The following is an 18219-nucleotide window of genomic DNA, read 5'->3' as shown; positions in this document are numbered from 1 at the left end:
GTCGACTTTTAGCACACTGTTGAGTTCTCAAACATCAGACGCACACCCACCAGACAGACCCACATCAGGGCCCACCCACCAGGGGCTGCTCTATCGTACGCGGCTGGTGATCACCGGGTCAAACCCGGGGTCCTGCCACGATCACTCTCCGTTGTCAGCGGTCAGTCTCCGGAACTCAGTTCCTGGCGTTAACCGTTTCGGTTCGAGTGGCTGCTCGCTCCGAGTGCCCGACCTCGCGGCCTTGCCCTCCGTCGTGCGGTGCAACAAGAAGAACATTACTCAGACGACCGGAGCAGGGTCAAATCGGTGCGGTGTGACCCCCGCCATAGTCAGGACGGGACCCGTCGGACGCCTGCAACGGCGCGCTTTCCACGTCGCAGGACCAGCCACGAGCCGTGCAGGGCGTCCAGGGACGCGAGCGACGCGTCGGCGTCGTCCACCCGGGTGTTGTTCACGTACGCGCCACCCTCGGACACGGCCCGACGCGCGGCAGAGCGCGAGTCGACGAGGCCGGTCTCCAGAAGTGCGTCCGTGAGCGAGGCGTCGGCGCCCAGCTCCACGACGCCGGTCTCCCCGAGTGCGGCGGCGAGCGTGTCCTCGGGCAGCCCGGCCAGCTCGCCGCGACCGAAGAGGGCCGTCGAGGCGAGCTCTGCGGCGTCGACCTCGGCCTGTCCGTGCACGAGGGCCGTGACCTCGGCGGCGAGCCGGCGCTGCGCCAGACGTCGGCCCGGCGCTGCGGCGTGCTCCACCATCAGGGCGTCGATCTCGTCCACCGGCACGAAGGTGAACTGCTTGAGGTACTCCCCCACCTTCGTGTCCTCGGCGTGGATCCACGACTGGTAGAAGGCGTACGGGCTCATGAGCTCGCGGTCGAGCCAGACCGTCCCCGACTCCGTCTTGCCGAACTTCGTGCCGTCGGCCTTCGTGATGAGCGGGGTCGCGAGGGCGTGCACCCTGCGTCCCTCCGAGCGCCGGACGAGCTCGACACCGGCGGTGATGTTGCCCCACTGGTCGCTGCCGCCGGTCTGGAGCACGCAACCGTACCGGCGGAAGAGCTCCAGGTAGTCCATCGACTGCAGCAGGACGTAGCTGAACTCGGTGTAGCTGATGCCGCTCTCCAGCCGGCTGCTCACCACGTCGCGGGCCAGCATGCGGTTCACCGGGAAGTGCTTCCCGATGTCGCGCAGGAAGTCGATCGTGCTGAGGGACTCGGTCCAGTCGAGGTTGTTGACCATGGTCGCGCCGTTCTCGCCCTCCAGGTCGACGAACCGGACGACCTGGTCGCGGATCCGCTCGACCCAGGCCGCGACGGTCTCGCGGGTGTTCATGACCCGCTCGCCGGCCTCCTTCGGGTCGCCGATGAGGCCGGTGGAGCCACCCACCAGCACGAGCGGACGGTGCCCGGCGAGCTGGAGCCGTCGGGCGGTGAGGATCTGCAGCAGGTTGCCGACGTGCAGACTGGGCGCGGTCGGGTCGAAGCCCACGTAGTAGACGATCGGGCCGGCGTCCATCTCGGCCCGCAGCGCCTCGAGGTCGGTCGAGTGCGCCACGAGTCCGCGGGCGGTCAGGTCGTCGAGGACGGATCCTCCGGCTGTGGTCACGTACGGCTCCTGCGTCGTCGGGACGGGTCGCGCCCATTCTCCCCGGCGCGCCGGGAACACCCGCGCGCGCCCCGCTGTTGAGCCCGGCATGACGGTGGACGTGCAGATCTGGTCGGACGTGGCGTGCCCCTGGTGCTACGTCGGGAAGCGGCGGTTCGAGGCGGCGGTGGAGCGGTTCCGCGCCGACGGTGGCGACGTGGCGGTGACGTGGCGCAGCTTCGAGCTGTCCCCCGACACCCCCGTGGACTTCGAGGGCGACGAGGTGGACTTCCTCGCCCGCCACAAGGGCATGCCACGCGACCAGGTCGTCGGCATGCTCGCGCAGATGACCGCGGTCGCCGCCGACGAGGGCCTCGCCTACGACTTCGAGGCGCTGCAGCACACCAACACGGTGCTCGCGCACCGCGCGCTGCACCTCGCGAAGGAGCACGGCCTCCAGGCCGAGCTCAAGGAGCGCCTGCTCTCGGCGTACTTCACCGAGGGTCGGCACGTGGGTCGCGTCGAGGACCTCGCCGACCTGGCCGCCGAGGTCGGACTGGACCGGGCCGAGGTCGTCGCGGCGCTCGAGTCCGACGCCCACCTCGCCGACGTCCGCGCCGACCAGGAGCAGGCGCTGGCGCTCGGGATCCGCGGGGTGCCGTTCTTCGTGCTGGACGGACGCCTCGGCGTCTCCGGCGCCCAGGACCCCGACACGTTCCTCTCCGCCCTGCGCCAGGCGGCGCAGGAGGAGCAGGAGGCACCCGCATGACCGGGCCGCTGCAGATGGTCGGCGACGACGACGCCGCGGTGTGCGTCGACGGCGTGTGCGCCCTTCCCTCCACGACGTCGGCCCCGCCCCAGCCGGAGGCTGTGGACGGGGCCGACGCGGGCTGAGCGGGTCAGGCCGACGGCTTGACCGCGAGCACCGGGCAGGTCGCGTCGAGCAGCACCCGCTGCGACACGCTGCCCATCAGCGCCTTGCCGACCGGCGAACGATGGCGCACGCCGACGACGACGAGCTCGGCGTCACGCTCCTGCGCGACCCGGACCACCTCGGCACCGACGTCGGGGACGACATCCTGGAGCACCTCGACCTCGCCCACCCGCTCGCGCAGGCGAGCGACGGTGTCGGCGTCGGCGAAGTGCGGGTCGACGTAGGCGTCGCCCCGGGTCGCGTTGACGACGACGAGAGGGACCGAGCGTCGGCTCGCCTCCTCGGCGCCGGCGGCCAGGGCCGCCTCGCCGTACTCGTCCGGGCTGTAGGCCACGACCACTGCGGTCATGCGGACACCTCCTCCTTCTCGACGGTCGACGCGCCGCGACGTGCGGCCCGTCCGCGGACGGCGGCGACCGCCATCGCGACCAGCGCGAGGACCAGCACCGCGTACACGACCTTCGCGACGGGCTCGCTCCACAGCGTGGAGACGTCGCCACCGGACAGCGCCAGGGCCTGCGTCAGCTGGTTCTCCAGCGACGGGCCGAGAATCACGCCGACGATCAGCGGCAGCACCGGCAGCCCGAACCGGCGCATCGCGACGCCGAGGAAGCCGAGCACCAGCAGCAGGGCGAGGTCGAACGGCTCGAAGCTGACGCTGTAGGCACCGAGGGACGCGAAGAACAGGATGCCCGCGTAGAGGTAGGGCCGCGGCACCCGCAGGAGCTTCGCCCAGATCGGCGCGAGCGGCAGGTTCAGCACGAGCAGCAGCGTGTTGGCGACGAACAGGCTGGCGAGCAGCGTCCAGACCAGCGCGGGCTCGTTGTCGAAGAGCTGGGGCCCGGGCTGGATGCCGTAGGACTGGATCGCGTTGAGCATGATCGCGGCCGTCGCCGTGGTGGGCAGGCCGATCGCGAGCAGCGGGACCATCGTGCCCGCGGCCGAGGCGTTGTTCGCGGCCTCGGGTCCCGCGACGCCCTCGATGGCGCCCTTGCCGAACTCCTCGGGGTGCTTCGTGAGCCTGCGCTCCGTGATGTAGGAGAGGAACGTCGGCACCTCGGCGCCACCGGCGGGGAGGGCACCGAAGGGGAAGCCGAACGCGGTGCCGCGCAGCCACGGCTTCCAGGAGCGGCCCCAGTCCTTGCGGTCCATCCACGGACGGCCGACCGGGATGACCTGCAGCGGCCGGCGGCGCAGGTGCGCGGCGACCCAGAGGGCCTCGCCGATCGCGAAGATGGCGACGGCCACGACGACGACGTCGATGCCGTCGGCCAGCAGCGGGCTGCCGAACGTGAGTCGGGCCTGACCGGTCGACGTGCCGACCAGCGCGATCGCGAGGCCCAGGAACAGCGCGATGAAGCCGCGCATCTTCGAGCTGCCGAGGACCGCCGAGACGGCGACCAGCGCGAGCAGCAGGATCGCGAAGTACGACGGTGCACCGAGCTGCACGACGGCCGAGGAGACCTTGGGGGCGAACAGCACCAGGAGCGCCGTCGCGATGGTGCCGGCGACGAACGAGCCGATCGCGGCGGTCGCGAGGGCCTGCGCGGCCCTGCCCCGCTTCGCCATCTGGTTGCCCTCGATCGCGGTGACGACCGAGGAGGACTCCCCTGGCGTGTTGAGCAGGATCGACGTCGTCGACCCGCCGTACATGCCGCCGTAGTAGATCCCGGCGAACATGATGAGCGCGCTGTCGACCGGGACCGTGTAGGTGATCGGGAAGAGCAGGGCCAGCGTCATGGCCGGCCCGATGCCCGGCAGGACGCCGACCGCGGTGCCGAGCAGCACGCCGATGACGGCGTACAGCAGGTTCTCGGGCGTGAGGGCGTTCATCAGCCCGTCGAGGAAGAGGTCCATCAGAGCACTCCGTCCAGGATCCCCGCGGGGATCGGCAGGCCCAGGCCGACGTAGAAGCCGTACCAGGTGATGAGGGAGAGGGCGGCGCCGATGGCGACGTCCTTGAGCAGCGTGCGGCTGCCGAGCGCCCAGGCGCAGCCCGCGAAGAGCAGCGCGCCGGTGATGGCCCAGCCGAGCGTGTCGACGAGGAGCACGTTCGCGAGGAACACGCCGGCCAGCTTCGCGACGGTGAACCAGTCGCTGGGCTCGGTGAGGTCGACGTCCTCGCCGCCCTCCGGCTCCGCGACGTTGCCGCGCGCGGTGGCGACGGCGAGCGTCACGGCCAGCACCACGAGCGCGGTGCCGACGACGTAGGGCAGGAACGACGGCTGCACGGGCTGGTCGGCGAAGCCGGGCCGCAGGCCCGTCGCGTCGACCACGACGACGACGCCCACGACGGCCAGGAAGGCCGCGAGCCCGTACTGGGCGCGGTCGACGACGCGTGGTCCCTCGGGACCCGTCGTCGTCTCGGTGGTGGTGCTCATGACAGTCCCAGCTCCTTCAGCGTCGAGTCGACGCGCTCGTCCTGCTCGGTCAGGAAGGTCCCGAACTCCTCGCCGGTCGCGAAGGCGTCGATCCATCCGTTGCGCTTGAGCGCCTCGCGCCACTCGGGCGTGTCGTGCATCTCGGTGACCAGCTCGGTCAGGTAGTCCCGCGTCGCGTCGTCGATGCCAGGCGGGGCGAGCAGGCCACGCCAGTTGGTGAAGACGAGGTCGATGCCGGACTCGGTGAGCGTCGGGGCGTCGATCCCCCCGAGGCGCTCGTCGCCGGAGACGGCCAGCACGCGCAGCGAGCCGTCGTCGATCTGCCCCTGGAACTCCCCGAGGCCGGAGGTGCCGACCTGGATCTTCTCGCCGAGCAGGGCCGTGGTGAGCGGGCCGCCGCCGTCGTAGGCGATGTAGTTGACGTCCTTCGGGTCGATGCCCAGGGTCTGGGCGAGCTGCATGGGGAACAGGTGGTCGGGGCCACCGGGCGACGAGCCGCCGCCGACGGTGACCTTGCGGGGGTCCTTCTTCCAGGCGGTGACGAGGTCGTCCACGGTCTTGAACGGGGAGTCCGCCGGCACGAGCAGACCCTCCTGCTCCTCGACCAGGCGTGCGATGGGCGTCGCCTTCGAGACGCGGGCGGCCGAGTCGTTGGTGTAGGTCGCGCCGACGACGCCGAGGCCCATGAGCATGACGAGGTCGTCGGCGCCGCGCTCGTTCAGCAGCCGCTGCATGGCCACGGTGCCGCTGGCACCGATGACGTTCGTGATCTCGAAGCGACCGGTGAGGTCGTCCTCCTCCATCACCTGCGCCGCGGCGCGTCCGGTGAGGTCGTAGCCGCCGCCCGGGCTGTTCGGGATCATCATGCGCAGGCGCCGGTTGTCGGGGTCGTCGCCGCCGCGCGTGACACCGCACGCGCCGAGGGTCGCGGCGAGCGCGAGGACGAGCGCCACGACGGTCGCCGTCCTGGTCCTGCGGGGGCGACGTGCGGGTCGTCGCTGACCTGTGTCGGCCATCACACCTCCTGGTGGGTCGACCCGAGCATGACGCCGAACGTGGCCTGCGTCACGATTGGGTGCGCAAAGGAGGTTGTGTTCGTTGTGGTCGCCGCGACCGGGCCGACGTACGTTGGCCGGTCAGTTCCTGCTGCTCCAGCTCGCCGTCGTCGCACTCGTGCTGGTGATCGTCGGCGTGCTCTCGCTGCAGCAGGCCACCCGCGGCTTCGAGGACGACCGCGGGGCGCGGCTGCGCTCGACCGCGGAGTACCTCGCCAACGTCGCCGTCGTCCGCTCCCGGCTCGGCTCGACCGACGCGTCCCGCGTGCTTGCCCCGGCCATCGACCGGGCGCGGTCGCTGTCCGGCGCCGACGTCGTGTCGGTGACCGATCGCGAGGGCCGCGTGGTCGCCTCGTCACGACCGTCGCTGGTGGGCACCGAGGCGCCGCTCGGCGGCAGCCGCGTCCTGGAGGGTCGCGGCTGGACGGGCTCGGTCCCCACCGACCGCGGCCGCACGCTCGCCGGGCACGCTCCGGTCCTGGCCGACGACGGCACGTTCGCCGGCGCCGTGCTGGCGGAGCAGAAGTACCCGACCGCCTGGCAGCGGGCCACCAACGCGGCCCCCGACCTGGCGCTCTTCCTGGGGGTGGGCGCGGGGCTCGGCATCCTCGGCTCCTGGACCGTCTCGCGCATCGTCCGTCGGCGCACGCGCGGGCTCGCCGCCGGGGACTTCGCGCGGCTCGCCGACCACCGCGAGGCGCTCCTGCACGGCATCCGCGAGGGCGTCCTCGGCGTCGACCCCGACGGTCGGATCAGCATGGCCAACGACGCGGCGCTCGAGCTCCTCGGCCTCGAGGGACCGGTGCTGGGCCGACGGGTCGCCGACGTCGCCCCCGAGCCCGACGTGGCCGCGCTCCTGCAGGACCCGGGCGACGCGAGCGACGTCGTGCTGGTGACGCACGACCGCGTGCTGGTGCTGAACCGGCGACGCGCGGCGACACGCGGCGAGGGGGTCGGGACGGTGGTGACGATGCGTGACCGCACGGAGCTCGTCGAGGTGCAGCAGCAGCTCGGCTCGAACCTGACCATCACCGACGCGCTGCGCGCGCAGACGCACGAGTTCGCCAACCAGCTGCACACCATCGGCGGCCTGCTGGAGCTCGACGAGCCGGACGAGGCGCGCGCCCTCGTGACGCACATCGTCGGGTCGCGCGCGGCACGGCAGGACGACGTCGCCGACCACGTGGAGGATCCGGCCACGGCGGCGCTGCTGCTCGCGAAGTCGAGCCAGGCGGACGAGGCGGGCGTGCTGCTCAGCCTCGACCCGGACTGCGAGATCCCCCCGCTCGGCACCGGCCTGGCCGCCGACGTGACGACGATCCTCGGCAACCTCGTCGACAACGCCGTCGACGCGTGCCGCGGCACGCCGGGCGCTGAGGTACGGGTGACGGGGCGGGCCGACGACGACGCGCTCGTCCTGGAGGTCGAGGACAGCGGTGACGGCGTCCCCGCGGAGCTGCAGTCGGCGGTGTTCGTCCGCGGCTACTCCACCAAGCCCGACGTGCTGGGCGGCCGCGGCGTCGGCCTGGCACTGGTGCGCCTGCTGTGCGAGCGCCGTGGTGGGTCGGTGACGATCGACGCCGCGCGGCCTAGCCTGTTCCGCGTGGTGCTGCCCTGGGAGTCGACGTGACGTCGGTGCTGGTCGTCGACGACGACTTCATGGTCGCGCGGCTCAACGCCCGGTTCGTCGAGCGGACCGACGGCTTCGAGGTCGTAGGCGTCGCGTCGAACGGCGAGGAGGCGATCGCGCTGTGCGCGGCACTCGACCCCGACCTGGTGCTCCTCGACGTGCACCTGCCGGACCTCGGTGGGCTCCAGGTGCTCGCCCGGCTGCGGGAGGCGGGGAGCCGTGCGGGCGTGATCATGGTGACGGCCGAGCGCGACGCCGACACGGTGCGAGCTGCGGTGGCGGGCGGTGCGATGCAGTACGTCGTCAAACCGTTCGAGCAGCACGACCTCGCGGAGCGTCTGCACCGCGTCCGCAATGCTCTCCTCGCCCTCGGCGAGGGCGACGCCGACCAGGCCACCATCGACCGCGCGTTCGGCGCGGCGCGCAGCCCGTCGCGGGTCGCTCCCCTGCCGAAGGGCCTGAGCCGGGAGACGGCGCAGCTCGTGGAGGGCCTGCTGGAGCAGGACGAGGAGGTCTCGTCGTCCGACGCGGCCGAGCGGCTCGGCCTCTCGCGCGTGACCGCGCGTCGCTACCTCGAGCACTTCGTGACCACCGGCGAGGCCCAGGTCCGGCTCCGCTACGGCGGCGCGGGACGCCCGGAACGTCGCTACCGTCGCCCGTGACCTGGGACCTTCGGCCGTTGGCCGCAGGTCCTTGGCCTTCCCCCTGACCGGGCCGTGTGGCACCCTTCTGCCATGCAGACCACGACCTCGCTCCCGACGTCGCTCGTGCGCCCGGCGCCGGCGCCGCGCCCGAGCCTGCTGTGGTCGGCGATCAGCGCGGTCCTCGTCGGCGGGCTCACCGTCCTCGACCGGCTGCTGGAGCGCGTCGGTCGCTGACGACGACGGCGCTCGACCCCGCGGCGACGCGTGGTCGGGATGACAGGATTTGAACCTGCGACCCTCCGCTCCCAAAGCGGATGCGCTACCAAGCTGCGCTACATCCCGGTGCCCCCGCGCACGGCGCGCTGGGACGAGGCACGAGTGTAGCGCCGAAGGGACGGGGCTCAGGTCGCCGCGGGGCGTCCCTCGGGCTGCTCCTCCTCAGCGACGTGGCGCTGACGCGTGTTGAGGAAGTGCCGCTCGACGAGCAGGTAGAAGCCGTAGCAGATCACCATCACGACGGGGACCACCAGGAACGTCAGCACGAAGTACTGCGTGACGGTGCTGAGGCCGAGGGGCAGCAGCAGCAGGTTCGCCAGGCCGATGAGCGGGCTGTGACACAGGTAGAGCGTGTAGGAGAAGAGGCCCAGGCGCAGCAGCGGGGCGCTCGACAGGAGCCGCAGCACCGCGGGACGGTCGCCTCGCAGGTACACGTGTCCGGCCCACACGAGGAGGGCGGCCACGGCGAGCCCCAGGGCCATCTCCGGCCAGTAGGTCGTCTTGTACAGCCAGTCCCGATGGTTGATCTTCGCGCTGCGGGCGACGAAGAGGGCCACCGGCGCGGCGGCCAGGAGCGCCAGGCCCACCCAGCGGGCGACCTTGTCGGCGCCGGGCCGCAGGGTCAGCTGCGCGGCCCACATGCCCGCGGCGAACAGGCAGATGTACCAGGGGTGCATGAACTCGTAGCTGCCGCCGATCGCCAGCCATCCGGTCCAGCCCGCCGTCACGAGCACCACGAGCGACGGAGGCACCAGCCGGAACAGCGGCAGCAGCACGAGCGCCATGATGAAGTAGATCTGGAACTCGGCCGCGACGCTCCAGAGCGGTCCGTTGATCTCGCCGAACCAGTCGCGGTCGAGGTTGTGCACCATCAGCAGGTGCGAGACGAGTCCCTCGGTCGTGACGGGGATCTTGGTGTCCCACTGCGTGTTGCGGGGCTCGCCCATGAGCGGGACGAACCAGATGAGCACGAGCGCCATGAGCAGCGAGAAGTAGTACGGCGGGAGGATGCGACGGCTGCGGCGCTTCACGAAGTCCCAGGTGCCGCGACGGAAGCGCAGTCCCTCGGGGTTCGTCGCCACCGGCAGCATGAGCAGGTAGCCCGACAGCACGATGAAGATCGCCACCCCGACGTAGCCGGAGCTGATCGCCCACGACCACGTCGGCATGGCGCGGTACGCGTCGCCGCGCTCTCCCGTGTAGAGGAACGTGTGGTACAGCACCACCGAGAGCGCGGCCAGGCCACGCAGGCCGTCCAGGTACGGGAACTCGATGCGCTTGCTCACCGAGCCAGCCTAGGCACCCGCTGGTCCCCCGGGGTCAGGTGGCCTGTCGTGTCGCACTCACCCGAACCAGCTGATGTCGTCGGTGCCGTCGCCGTCGTAGTCCCCGACGACGGCCTGGTAGACGGCGCCGCCGTCGAACGAGCGCACGGACGTGACCTTGGGCGTGCCCGTGCGGCGCAGCGTCGACCACTGCACCTCGCTCACCGAGCGGGGCCCGTACCAGAGCACCTCCGCGCCCGGCGTCGAGCGGTCGAAGTCACCCGCGACCGGGACACGTCCCGAGGTGCGCGTCACCGAGTCGACGGCGAAGGACGTGCGGGAGGCCGACGACCCCTTCCACCAGACCGTCGCCCTCGCCTGGCCCGGCACGTACCAGAGCAGGTCGTCGAAGCCGTCGGCGTCGAAGTCGGCGACGGCGGGGGCCGTGGTGCCCGGGCCGGGGATGTCGCCCTGCCGGCGCGACATCGTGCCGGCCGCCGCGTCCCACGTCCACCGCTCGTCCGACGCCTTGCCGGGCACGTACCACCACAGCTCGTCGCCGGGGCGTCCGTCGACGTTCGCGACGATGGGGACGGCGGTCCGGTCCTGCGCGAGCGGGATCTTCGTCCAGCCACCCGCCCGCGAGAGCCACAGCTCGTCGCGCCGGGCGTTCGGCTCGTAGTGCCGCTTGTTGCGCGGGTCGAGGAAGTCGTTGTGGGGGTCGGCGCCCGGCTGGTACCAGTACACGTCGGTGTGACCGTCGCCGTCGAAGTCGCCCGAGACGGGCACGAACGCACCGGCCTGGCGCACCAGCGCCGCCGACCCCGGCCGCACCGTCCGGGTCCCCTTCGCACCGAGGCGTGCGGCGTCCGCGCGACCCCAGCCGCCGTAGTAGCCGACGTCGTCGACGCCGTCGTGGTCCAGGTCGGCGACGAACGGGACGAACGCGCCGCTCGCGTCCTGCTTCACCCGGGTGAAGGCGCCGTCGCCGCCGAACCACGTGCCGCCCTCACGCCCGGGCGCGGCAGCGACGGCACGCTGCCGGATCGAGACGCGCTTCGTGCGCGGGTCGACCGTGAACTCGGCCGTGCGCAGGGTCCGGCCGCCGGTGCCCGTGCTGCCGCTGGCCGTCGGGTAGGCGTGGTACGCGAGGAGGTGGCGACCGCGGGCGTCGGTCAGGGCGTCGGCGCCGCCCGGGCCGTACGAGCCGCGCGCCGAGGTGAGCAGCCGGTTGGACCCGGGCCGGGTGCACGGCGCGGACGGACCTCGCTTGCAGACCGCGTAGCCGGTCGCGTAGCGGGTGCTCGTGTACTCGTTGCCGGAGTAGAAGAGGACGTAGACGCCGTTCACCTTGGCCATGGACGGGTTCTCGACGACGCGACCCTCCCAGGAGCCGCGCGGGGTCGTGAGCAGCCGCACGGGCTTGGACCCCTTGAGGAACCGTGTGCCGCTGGAGTCCAGCCGGCGCGACCAGAGGGTCGGCAGGTTGCCCTGCAGGTTGCCCTCCGTCTTGTAGAGCAGGTAGGAGCGGTTGTTCGCCGGATCGGTGAACACCTCGGGGTCGATGACGCCGGCAGGGTCGCGGCGCGTGTCGGTGCGCACGATCGGCGAGGAGGAGACGGACGAGTAGAGACCCGTCGCGACCGACGACGCCGCCCGGTAGATGGCGAACCGGCCGTAGGAGGAGTAGCGGTCGGACACCTTCACGGCGCTGAACAGCACCCAGCGGCCGCCGACGAAGTCGAAGCCGGGCGCCCACATCTCCCGCGGGTCGCAGCCCGACCGGGTGCGCGGTGTCTCCGTGCACGACGCGTACGAGCCCCAGCGCGGGGCGTCGATCCCGTCGTTGAAGAAGCCGCGACCCTCGCCGTCACGGGTCCGGTTGCCGTCCGCGTACTGCGTGCGGGCGGTCCAGAGGCTGAGGTCGCCGGACCAGACGAAGGGCAGGTCGCTGCCGCCGTGGTTCGTCGACGTCGCAAGCACGTAGGGACCGAGCGCGACCGCGCTCGGGTCCGGGTGCTGCTGCCCCTGCAGGGGCACGCCCGGCTTCAGCCAGTCGTTCGGCTTCTTCGGCGACGCGCCCGTGGCGGGCACCGCCGCGAGCACGAGGGCGGTCGCCACGGCGACCACGATCCGTCCAGTCCTCATGGGCTGACAGTAGGTCGCGTCCCGCCGCCGCGGGGGCGAACCTCTCGATCCGCCGGCCCGGTGCGAGCCGGTGAGTCGGCCCACACGGCTCCGGGTTCGACGTGCGGAGGCACCGATTCGGTTGAACAGTGAAGGAGATGGGCGGAGCAGACCGCTGCCGCCCGTACCCGATCCCCAGGAGAGAGATGACCACCGTCTTCGACCCGATCACCGTCGGCGCCTGGACGCTGCCGCAGCGCTTCGTCATGGCGCCGCTCACGCGCAACCGCGCAGAGGCCGGCGGCGTCCCCGGCGACCTCGCCGCCACGTACTACGGGCAGCGCGCCGGTGCCGGCCTGATCGTCACCGAGGGCACGCAGCCCTCGGCCGTCGGCCAGGGCTACCTCGACACACCGGGTCTGCACTCCCCCGAGCAGGTCGCGGGCTGGCGCAAGGTCGCCGAGGCGGTGCACGCGGACGGCGGACGCATCGTCGCGCAGCTCATGCACGTGGGCCGGATCGCGCACCCCGACAACAAGGGTGGCCTCGAGACCGTCGCCCCGAGCGCCCTCACCGCACCCGGGGAGATGGTGACGGCCGACGGGCAGAAGCCCCACGTCGAGCCGCGCGCCCTCGAGACGTCGGAGGTGCCGGGCCTCGTCGAGGAGTTCGTGCAGGCCTCGCGCAACGCGATCGAGGCGGGACTCGACGGCGTCGAGGTGCACGGCGCCAACGGCTACGTCCTGCACCAGTTCCTGGCACCGTCCACCAACGAGCGCACGGACGAGTACGGCGGCAGCCCCGAGAACCGGGCGCGTCTGACGATCGAGGTCGTGCGGGCCGTCGCCGAGGCCATCGGGCCCGATAAGGTGGGTCTGCGCATCTCCCCCGCGCACAACATCCAGGGCGTCCTCGAGACCGACCCCGACGACACGCGCGCCACCTACGAGGCGCTGGTCGACGGCATCGCCGACCTCGGCATCGCCTACCTCAGCATCCTCGGCGACCCCGACGGCGAGCTGTTCCAGGACCTGCGCACGCGCTTCGGCGGCACGGTCGTCGCGAACACGGGCTTCACCCAGGTGACCGACCTCGACGAGGTGAAGCACGTCGTCGACGGCGGCCTGGCCGACCTGGTGGCCGTCGGACGCCCGTTCCTCGCCAACCCCGACCTGGTCGAGCGCTGGCGCGACGGGGTGGAGCTGAACGAGCCGAACCCGGACACCTTCTACGGCGGCGGCGCCGAGGGGTACACCGACTACCCGACCCGCGACGCGTCCTGACCGTGGCGCAGGTCGTGGTGGTCGGGGCCGGACTGTCCGGTGTCGTGTGCGCACGCGAGCTCGTCGCCCACGGGCACGAGGTCGTCGTCCGCGACACCGGGCGGCGTCCGGGCGGGCGGATGGCGCTGCGTCGGCACGCTGGGCGCGTGGTCGACGTCGGCGCCAGCTACGTCACCGTCCGTGACGACGCGTTCGCCGCCGTCGTCGACGACTGGGAGCTGCGCGGGCTGGCTCGCTCCTGGACCGACCGGTTCACGGCCTGGACGCCGGCCGGTCGCGAGGTCAAGCCCGGCCCCGTGCGGTGGGCAGCGCCGGACGGCCTGCGCAGCCTCGTGGAGGACCTCGCCGGACGGCTCGACGTGCGCAGCGCCGACCCAGTGGGCCGCGTCGAGGTCGGCCCGGACGGCCCGCGCATCGACGGCCAACGGGCCGACGCGGTGGTGCTCGCCATGCCCGACCCCCAGGCGCGACGTCTGCTCGAGCCGGGCAGCCCTGCCCACGAGGTGCTCGACGACCCCTACGAGCCGGCCCTCGCGCTGACCGCCGGGTGGGACGAGCGGACGTGGCCCGACGAAGACGGCATCTTCGTGGGCGACCACCCGGACCTCGCCTGGGTGGCCGACGACGGGCTGCGGCGCGGTGATCGCGCGCCGGTCCTCGTCGCGCACAGCACCGCGGGTCGAGCGGAGCAGCACCTCGCCGACCCGGCGTCGGCCGCCGGACCGATGCTCGCCGCACTGCGCGAGGTGGTCGACGTCCCGGACGCCGAGCCGAGCCTGGTGCACGTGCAGCGCTGGACCTTCTCGCGGCCCGCGCGGGGGCACGACGCTCCGTTCCACCTCGGCGACGACGGCGTCGGCGCGTGCGGCGACGCGTGGGGTCCGACGTCGTCGGTCGAGACGGCGTACGTGTCAGGCCGGGCGCTCGGGCTCGCCCTGGTCGAGCGCCTGGCCTGACACGGTCGCTGCCGGGCTACCGGACCCGCACCCTCAGCACCGGCGACCCGCTGGGGGCCACCAGGTCGCTGCCCAGGTAGCGCACGTCGTAGCGGTACGTGCCCGTGGCGGTGGTCTTGAGCCGCACCGACGCACGGCCCTTGACGAGCGGGACCGTCGCGACGACGCGGCCGGCGCGCCGCACCTGCACGCGGCCAGCCGGCACGACGCCTGAGGCGACGACCCGCGTCGAGAGGACGACCGTCTGACCGCGCCGCACCGACGTGGACGACGCCGACACGCGGGTGCTGGACGACGCGCGCTTGACGTCGACGGTGACGGGCTGGCTGGCGCTGGCGCCGGCGAGCGCGGACCCCGCGAAGCGCGCGGTCAGCGTGCGTCGTCCGGGCTTCAGGCCCGACAGGTCGACCGTGGCCGAGCCGGACCGCAGCGTGGCCGTCGCGACGACCTTCGCGCCGTCGAGCACCTCGACCTGGCCCGACGCGCTGGCGCCGGACACCGTCACCTGCGCCGTCGTCCGTGTGCCGAACGCCCAGCCGCGCGCGACGTCGATCGTCGTGGCCGTGGCGAGCGCGTCCGCGAACGCGTCGGTGGCGCGGCCCAGACGCAGGAAGACGGTCTCCCCCGTCGCGTCCTTGAGACCGTCGTTGTCGGTGACGCCGTAGAGCGAGCCGTCGGCAGCGATCGTGAAGCCCTCGAGCTTCTCCTGGACCCAGCCGTTCGGTGCCTTGAGCGCCGGGAGCACGTCGATCGCGAGCTTCTTGCCGAGCACCGGCAGGTCGCCCTCGAGGCCGGACAGGCCCTGCGCGTCCGTGGGCACGTCGACCGTGTAGACGCGCTTGACGCGGGCGGCCGGGCCGTTGAGCTTGTCGCGCTCCACGACGGCCAGCGTGTCGCCGTCGACCGCCGTGATCTCCGAGAGGCCCATCCAGTCACCGGCGCCCTGGCGGGGCGCGTTCAGCCGGTAGCCGAACCAGTGCCAGGTCTTGTCGGCGACGTCGTACCGGCCGATCCGCGTGATGTCGGCACCGTCGTACGGGTCGAGGTCGGACGCCGACGGGTCCTTCCACAGCGGACGCTGCAGGACCGTCCAGACGTGCTCGCCGGTGGCGTCGTTCGTGGCCGTGACGCCCTCGAAGCCCCACTTGCCGACGTGCGCGGCGACGTCCTGCGGCAGCGCCACCTTCTCCTGCACGACGCCTGCCGCGTCGGTCCGGACCAGCTGGTTCCCGGGTCCCGTGGACCCCTCGGAGGCCAGCCAGAAGCCGCCCTGCGGGCGGGCGAACAGGCCCTCGACGTCCAGCGTCAGCGGGCTGCCACCCTCGGTCACGACGGTCTCGTCGGTGATGACCGCCGGCGTCCGCGACACGTCGACGCCGAAGATCCGACCCTTCGTGAGCACGCTGTCCGACGCCGCGTAGACCCGCTTCGCGTCCGTCGGGTCGCCGCTCAGCGCCCCGAGAGCGGACCAGCCGATCGGCGCGCCACTGGGCCCGTCGGCCGACTCGATCGAGGGGAAGGCGGGGGCGGTGTCGCCCAGGCGGTACAGGGCGACCGAGGAGCGGACGCCCGTGCTCGGGCTGTCCACCTCGCTGGAGACCGCGAGCAGACCGCGGGACGGGATCGGCAGGATGCCCTCGGGCCCGTTCGTCGTCGGCAGCGCCTGGAGGTACCGCGGCGTGGTCGGGTCGCTGACGTCGTAGACCGCCACGAAGTTCGAGCGCTCCGACCCGACGAACGCGTACCGCCGTCCGTCGATCGTCGCGAGGGAGAGACCCTCGAGCTCGATGCCCTTCTTCGCGGCACGGTCCTCGTTGTGCAGGCCGAGACGCACCGCCTCGCGCTCGAGCGTGTTCCCGGAGTCCCAGGTGACAGCGCCGGTACGGGCGTCGAAGACGGTCCAGCCGCGCGTCCCGCCCTTCCAGTCGCCCTCGTTGGCCGTGGCCACGTGCTGGTCGTCCACCCATCCGATCGCGTCGGGCTCGCGGGGCACGTCGGTGATCGAGCCCGTCTGGTCGATCAGCCCGTCCTTCGTGGTGTCGATGCCGGTCACCGTCGCGCGGCCGGCGCTGAACACCTTCGTGACGGCGGCGGTCGCGAGGTCGACCAGCACGACGGCGTTGTTCTCCTGCAGCGTCACGGCCGCCTGGCCGGCGCCGTTGATGCTGACGTACTCCGGCTCCGGGTCGGTCGGCGCGACGACGCCCGCCTCGGTGAACGACGGCAGCGCGGACCCGTCGGCCTGCGTCAGCGGGACCTTCGTGGCAGACCAGTCGGCCACCGGACCGGAGAGGTCGAGCACCTGCACGAACCCGGCGGGCAGCTGGGGGAGGTCGCCCTTGCTGCCACCGCTCGGCTTGAACTCCTCGTCACGCTCGTTCTCGATCGCGACGATCCCGCGGTTCCCGGAGACGTCGATCGAGTCGGGCTGGCCCCCGAGGTCGATGCTGCGCACCCGCTTGGCGTCGGCGAGCCGCACGACGTCGAGCCGCCCGCTCGGCTGCGTGAACGACTCGCTCGTGTTGACGACGACGAGCACGTAGGCGCCGTGCACCGCGACCGACGTCGGCTCGTCCTCCGCGTCACCGAGCTGGGCGAGCGACAGCGAGCCCGCCCCCCGCGGGTCGCCGGCGTCGCTGATGTCGAGGAAGCCGATGCGCTTGCCGACGGCGTCGGTGTAGACGAGCGTGTCGCCGTCGTCGGAGACGTCGGAGATCTCCGCGACCGTCTCGGAGGACGAGGGCAGGTCGGCGGGCAGGTTCTTGTAGACGGGGTAGGTCGCCGTGCGCGTGAACGCACGGTCCGGCTCGGCGGCGGACGAGGGTGACGTGGCCGCGGGGACGGCCAGGGCCACGGCGGACGCCGCGAGGGCGGTGACCACGGTGACGGGACGACGAAGGTTCACGGGTGCTCCTGATCGGGGGGAGGAGGATCGAGCGAAGACTGTCGACGCCCGCGGAACGGACCTCGTCACCGCGGTGAACGGCGCACGAACCTAGGCTGGCGGGATGGAGGCGCTGCTGGAGCTGGTGCGGACCCGCCAGCCGGCGTGCGGGCGCGTGCGGGTGGTCGCCGTCGACGGGCCCAGCGGCGCGGGCAAGTCGTCGCTCGCGGACGACCTCGCCGAACGCACCGGGGCCGTGGTGCTGCGCACCGACGAGTTCGTGCCGGGGTGGACGGGGCTGGCGCAGATGCCGCCTGCGCTCGCCGACGGTCTGCTGACGCCGCTCGCGCGCGACGAGACCGCCCGGCCGCCGCGCTGGAGCTGGGTGCGGGACACCTGGGTCGGCGCGCGGCCCGTCGAGCCCGTGCCCCTGCTGGTGCTCGACGGGTGCGGCAGCGGCTCGCGGGTGCTGCGCCCGTTCCTCAGCGTGCTCGTCTGGGTCGAGGCGGACGTCGCGACGCGCCAGCGGCGGGCGATGGCGCGCGACGGCGACGCCTACGCCCCGTGGTGGGACGTCTGGGCCGACCAGGAGCGCAGGCTCTTCGCCGCGGAGGGGACCCGCGCCGCCGCCGACCTCGTGGTCCGCACCGACGACCCGCTGGCGACGTCGCTCAGCTGAACCAGCCGCCCACGGTGGCCAGGGGACGTCGAGTGCTCGTCGAGCGACCGGGTCGCCAGGGCGAGGGCCGCGAGGCCGAGGGTCAGCGCCAACGCGTACAGCGTGTAGAGGAGCACGGCGTCCATCGGGGCGAGCCCGTCCTCGACGGCGGTGAGGACGACGGTGACGAAGAACGCCCCACCGACCAGGATCGCCGCGCACAGGAGGAGGTCCGACTTCTTGTCGCGCAGCGTCCAGCGCCGCCCCCGTGGCTCGAGCATGGACCGATCCTCGGCCGTCTCATCGGGGTCGGTACTGGATGTGGTCCGGCCTGGTGTGGTGGATCTCGACGAGCTGGAGGGTGCGGGGTCGCTGGGTCCAGGCGCGGGTGAACGCGGTCTGGGCGGGGGTGGTGCGGGTGGGTAGGTGCCAGTGGGCGTTGCCGTGCTCGTCGTGGGTGACGGTCAGGGCTCCTCGGGTCTTGAGTCCGTGGTGGGGTGGACACCGGTGGTGCAAGTTCGCCGCTTCGGTGGGGCCACGTTGCTG

General features: G+C 72.6%; 17 protein-coding genes and 1 tRNA gene. 8 read left to right on the top strand and 10 right to left on the bottom strand.

Annotated elements, in window-relative coordinates; genetic code table 11:
- Positions 1-329 precede the first annotated feature (329 nt).
- On the bottom strand, positions 330-1601 hold the full coding sequence (gene tyrS, locus AC3WRM_RS18030; RefSeq protein ID WP_492249918.1) for a tyrosine--tRNA ligase: 1272 nt from the start codon (positions 1599-1601) through the stop codon (positions 330-332).
- 88 nt (positions 1602-1689) lie between these two features.
- Between tyrS and AC3WRM_RS18025 the strand changes: the two genes are divergently transcribed.
- Together AC3WRM_RS18025 and AC3WRM_RS18020 are read left to right on the top strand one after the other, a co-directional pair.
- The gene (locus tag AC3WRM_RS18025) at positions 1690-2349 is read left to right on the top strand and encodes a DsbA family oxidoreductase (protein WP_492249919.1); all 660 of its coding nucleotides are present in this window, start codon (positions 1690-1692) and stop codon (positions 2347-2349) included.
- Entirely contained in the window at positions 2346-2474 is a 129-nt protein-coding gene (locus tag AC3WRM_RS18020; RefSeq protein WP_492249920.1) for a hypothetical protein, read from the top strand. The genes AC3WRM_RS18025 and AC3WRM_RS18020 overlap by 4 nt, the downstream gene beginning before the upstream one ends.
- 5 nt (positions 2475-2479) lie before the next feature.
- Here AC3WRM_RS18020 and AC3WRM_RS18015 read toward each other — a convergent pair whose 3' ends face one another.
- From AC3WRM_RS18015 to AC3WRM_RS18000, 4 genes are read right to left on the bottom strand one after another with little or no spacing between them, the layout of a single operon-like run.
- Positions 2480-2863, bottom strand: a complete 384-nt coding sequence (locus tag AC3WRM_RS18015; RefSeq protein WP_492249921.1) for a universal stress protein — start codon at positions 2861-2863, stop codon at positions 2480-2482.
- The gene (locus AC3WRM_RS18010) at positions 2860-4371 is read right to left on the bottom strand and encodes a tripartite tricarboxylate transporter permease (RefSeq protein ID WP_492249922.1); all 1512 of its coding nucleotides are present in this window, start codon (positions 4369-4371) and stop codon (positions 2860-2862) included. Before AC3WRM_RS18010 ends, AC3WRM_RS18015 begins: the two co-directional genes overlap by 4 nt.
- Positions 4371-4895, bottom strand: coding sequence for a tripartite tricarboxylate transporter TctB family protein (locus AC3WRM_RS18005; RefSeq protein WP_492249923.1), 525 nt, complete (start codon positions 4893-4895; stop codon positions 4371-4373). Before AC3WRM_RS18005 ends, AC3WRM_RS18010 begins: the two co-directional genes overlap by 1 nt.
- Positions 4892-5911 (bottom strand): Bug family tripartite tricarboxylate transporter substrate binding protein, encoded by a 1020-nt coding sequence (locus AC3WRM_RS18000; protein ID WP_492249924.1) that lies wholly within the window; start codon positions 5909-5911, stop codon positions 4892-4894. The genes AC3WRM_RS18005 and AC3WRM_RS18000 overlap by 4 nt, the downstream gene beginning before the upstream one ends.
- Before the next feature lie 82 nt (positions 5912-5993).
- Between AC3WRM_RS18000 and AC3WRM_RS17995 the strand changes: the two genes are divergently transcribed.
- From AC3WRM_RS17995 to AC3WRM_RS17985, 3 genes are all read left to right on the top strand, one after another.
- On the top strand, positions 5994-7580 hold the full coding sequence (locus AC3WRM_RS17995; protein ID WP_492249925.1) for a sensor histidine kinase: 1587 nt from the start codon (positions 5994-5996) through the stop codon (positions 7578-7580).
- The gene (locus AC3WRM_RS17990; protein WP_492249926.1) at positions 7577-8242 is read left to right on the top strand and encodes a response regulator; all 666 of its coding nucleotides are present in this window, start codon (positions 7577-7579) and stop codon (positions 8240-8242) included. Before AC3WRM_RS17995 ends, AC3WRM_RS17990 begins: the two co-directional genes overlap by 4 nt.
- 72 nt (positions 8243-8314) lie before the next feature.
- Positions 8315-8458, top strand: a complete 144-nt coding sequence (locus AC3WRM_RS17985; RefSeq protein ID WP_492249927.1) for a hypothetical protein — start codon at positions 8315-8317, stop codon at positions 8456-8458.
- A 31-nt stretch (positions 8459-8489) separates the two neighbouring features.
- Here AC3WRM_RS17985 and AC3WRM_RS17980 read toward each other — a convergent pair.
- The 3 genes from AC3WRM_RS17980 to AC3WRM_RS17970 all read right to left on the bottom strand — a co-directional run bounded on the left by AC3WRM_RS17980 (position 8490) and on the right by AC3WRM_RS17970 (position 11913).
- Positions 8490-8566 (bottom strand) — tRNA-Pro (locus tag AC3WRM_RS17980).
- Between the two features lie 59 nt (positions 8567-8625).
- On the bottom strand, positions 8626-9786 hold the full coding sequence (locus AC3WRM_RS17975; RefSeq protein WP_492249928.1) for an acyltransferase family protein: 1161 nt from the start codon (positions 9784-9786) through the stop codon (positions 8626-8628).
- A gap of 57 nt (positions 9787-9843) precedes the next feature.
- The gene (locus AC3WRM_RS17970) at positions 9844-11913 is read right to left on the bottom strand and encodes a family 43 glycosylhydrolase (protein WP_492249929.1); all 2070 of its coding nucleotides are present in this window, start codon (positions 11911-11913) and stop codon (positions 9844-9846) included.
- A gap of 185 nt (positions 11914-12098) precedes the next feature.
- On the opposite strand from AC3WRM_RS17970, the gene AC3WRM_RS17965 reads away from it, so the two are divergent.
- Positions 12099-13175 (top strand): alkene reductase, encoded by a 1077-nt coding sequence (locus AC3WRM_RS17965; RefSeq protein WP_492249930.1) that lies wholly within the window; start codon positions 12099-12101, stop codon positions 13173-13175.
- 2 nt (positions 13176-13177) lie between these two features.
- Positions 13178-14131 (top strand): NAD(P)/FAD-dependent oxidoreductase, encoded by a 954-nt coding sequence (locus AC3WRM_RS17960; protein WP_492249931.1) that lies wholly within the window; start codon positions 13178-13180, stop codon positions 14129-14131.
- Between the two features lie 16 nt (positions 14132-14147).
- Here the strand turns inward: AC3WRM_RS17960 and AC3WRM_RS17955 are convergent, their stop codons facing one another.
- Positions 14148-17036, bottom strand: coding sequence for an esterase-like activity of phytase family protein (locus AC3WRM_RS17955; RefSeq protein ID WP_492249932.1), 2889 nt, complete (start codon positions 17034-17036; stop codon positions 14148-14150).
- A 103-nt stretch (positions 17037-17139) separates the two neighbouring features.
- Between AC3WRM_RS17955 and AC3WRM_RS17950 the strand changes: the two genes are divergently transcribed.
- Positions 17140-17694 carry a nucleoside/nucleotide kinase family protein gene (locus tag AC3WRM_RS17950; protein ID WP_492249933.1) on the top strand — a complete coding sequence of 185 codons (555 nt, stop codon included), beginning with the start codon at positions 17140-17142 and terminating at the stop codon, positions 17692-17694.
- 279 nt (positions 17695-17973) lie between these two features.
- Here the strand turns inward: AC3WRM_RS17950 and AC3WRM_RS17945 are convergent.
- Positions 17974-18219 (bottom strand): hypothetical protein (locus AC3WRM_RS17945; protein ID WP_492249934.1); only part of this gene is annotated, 246 nt, incomplete at its 5' end.

It is taken from the genome of Aeromicrobium sp. EU05-FHT14F07, assembly GCF_058790455.1.
This window is presented reverse-complemented; position numbering and strand designations above follow the sequence as displayed.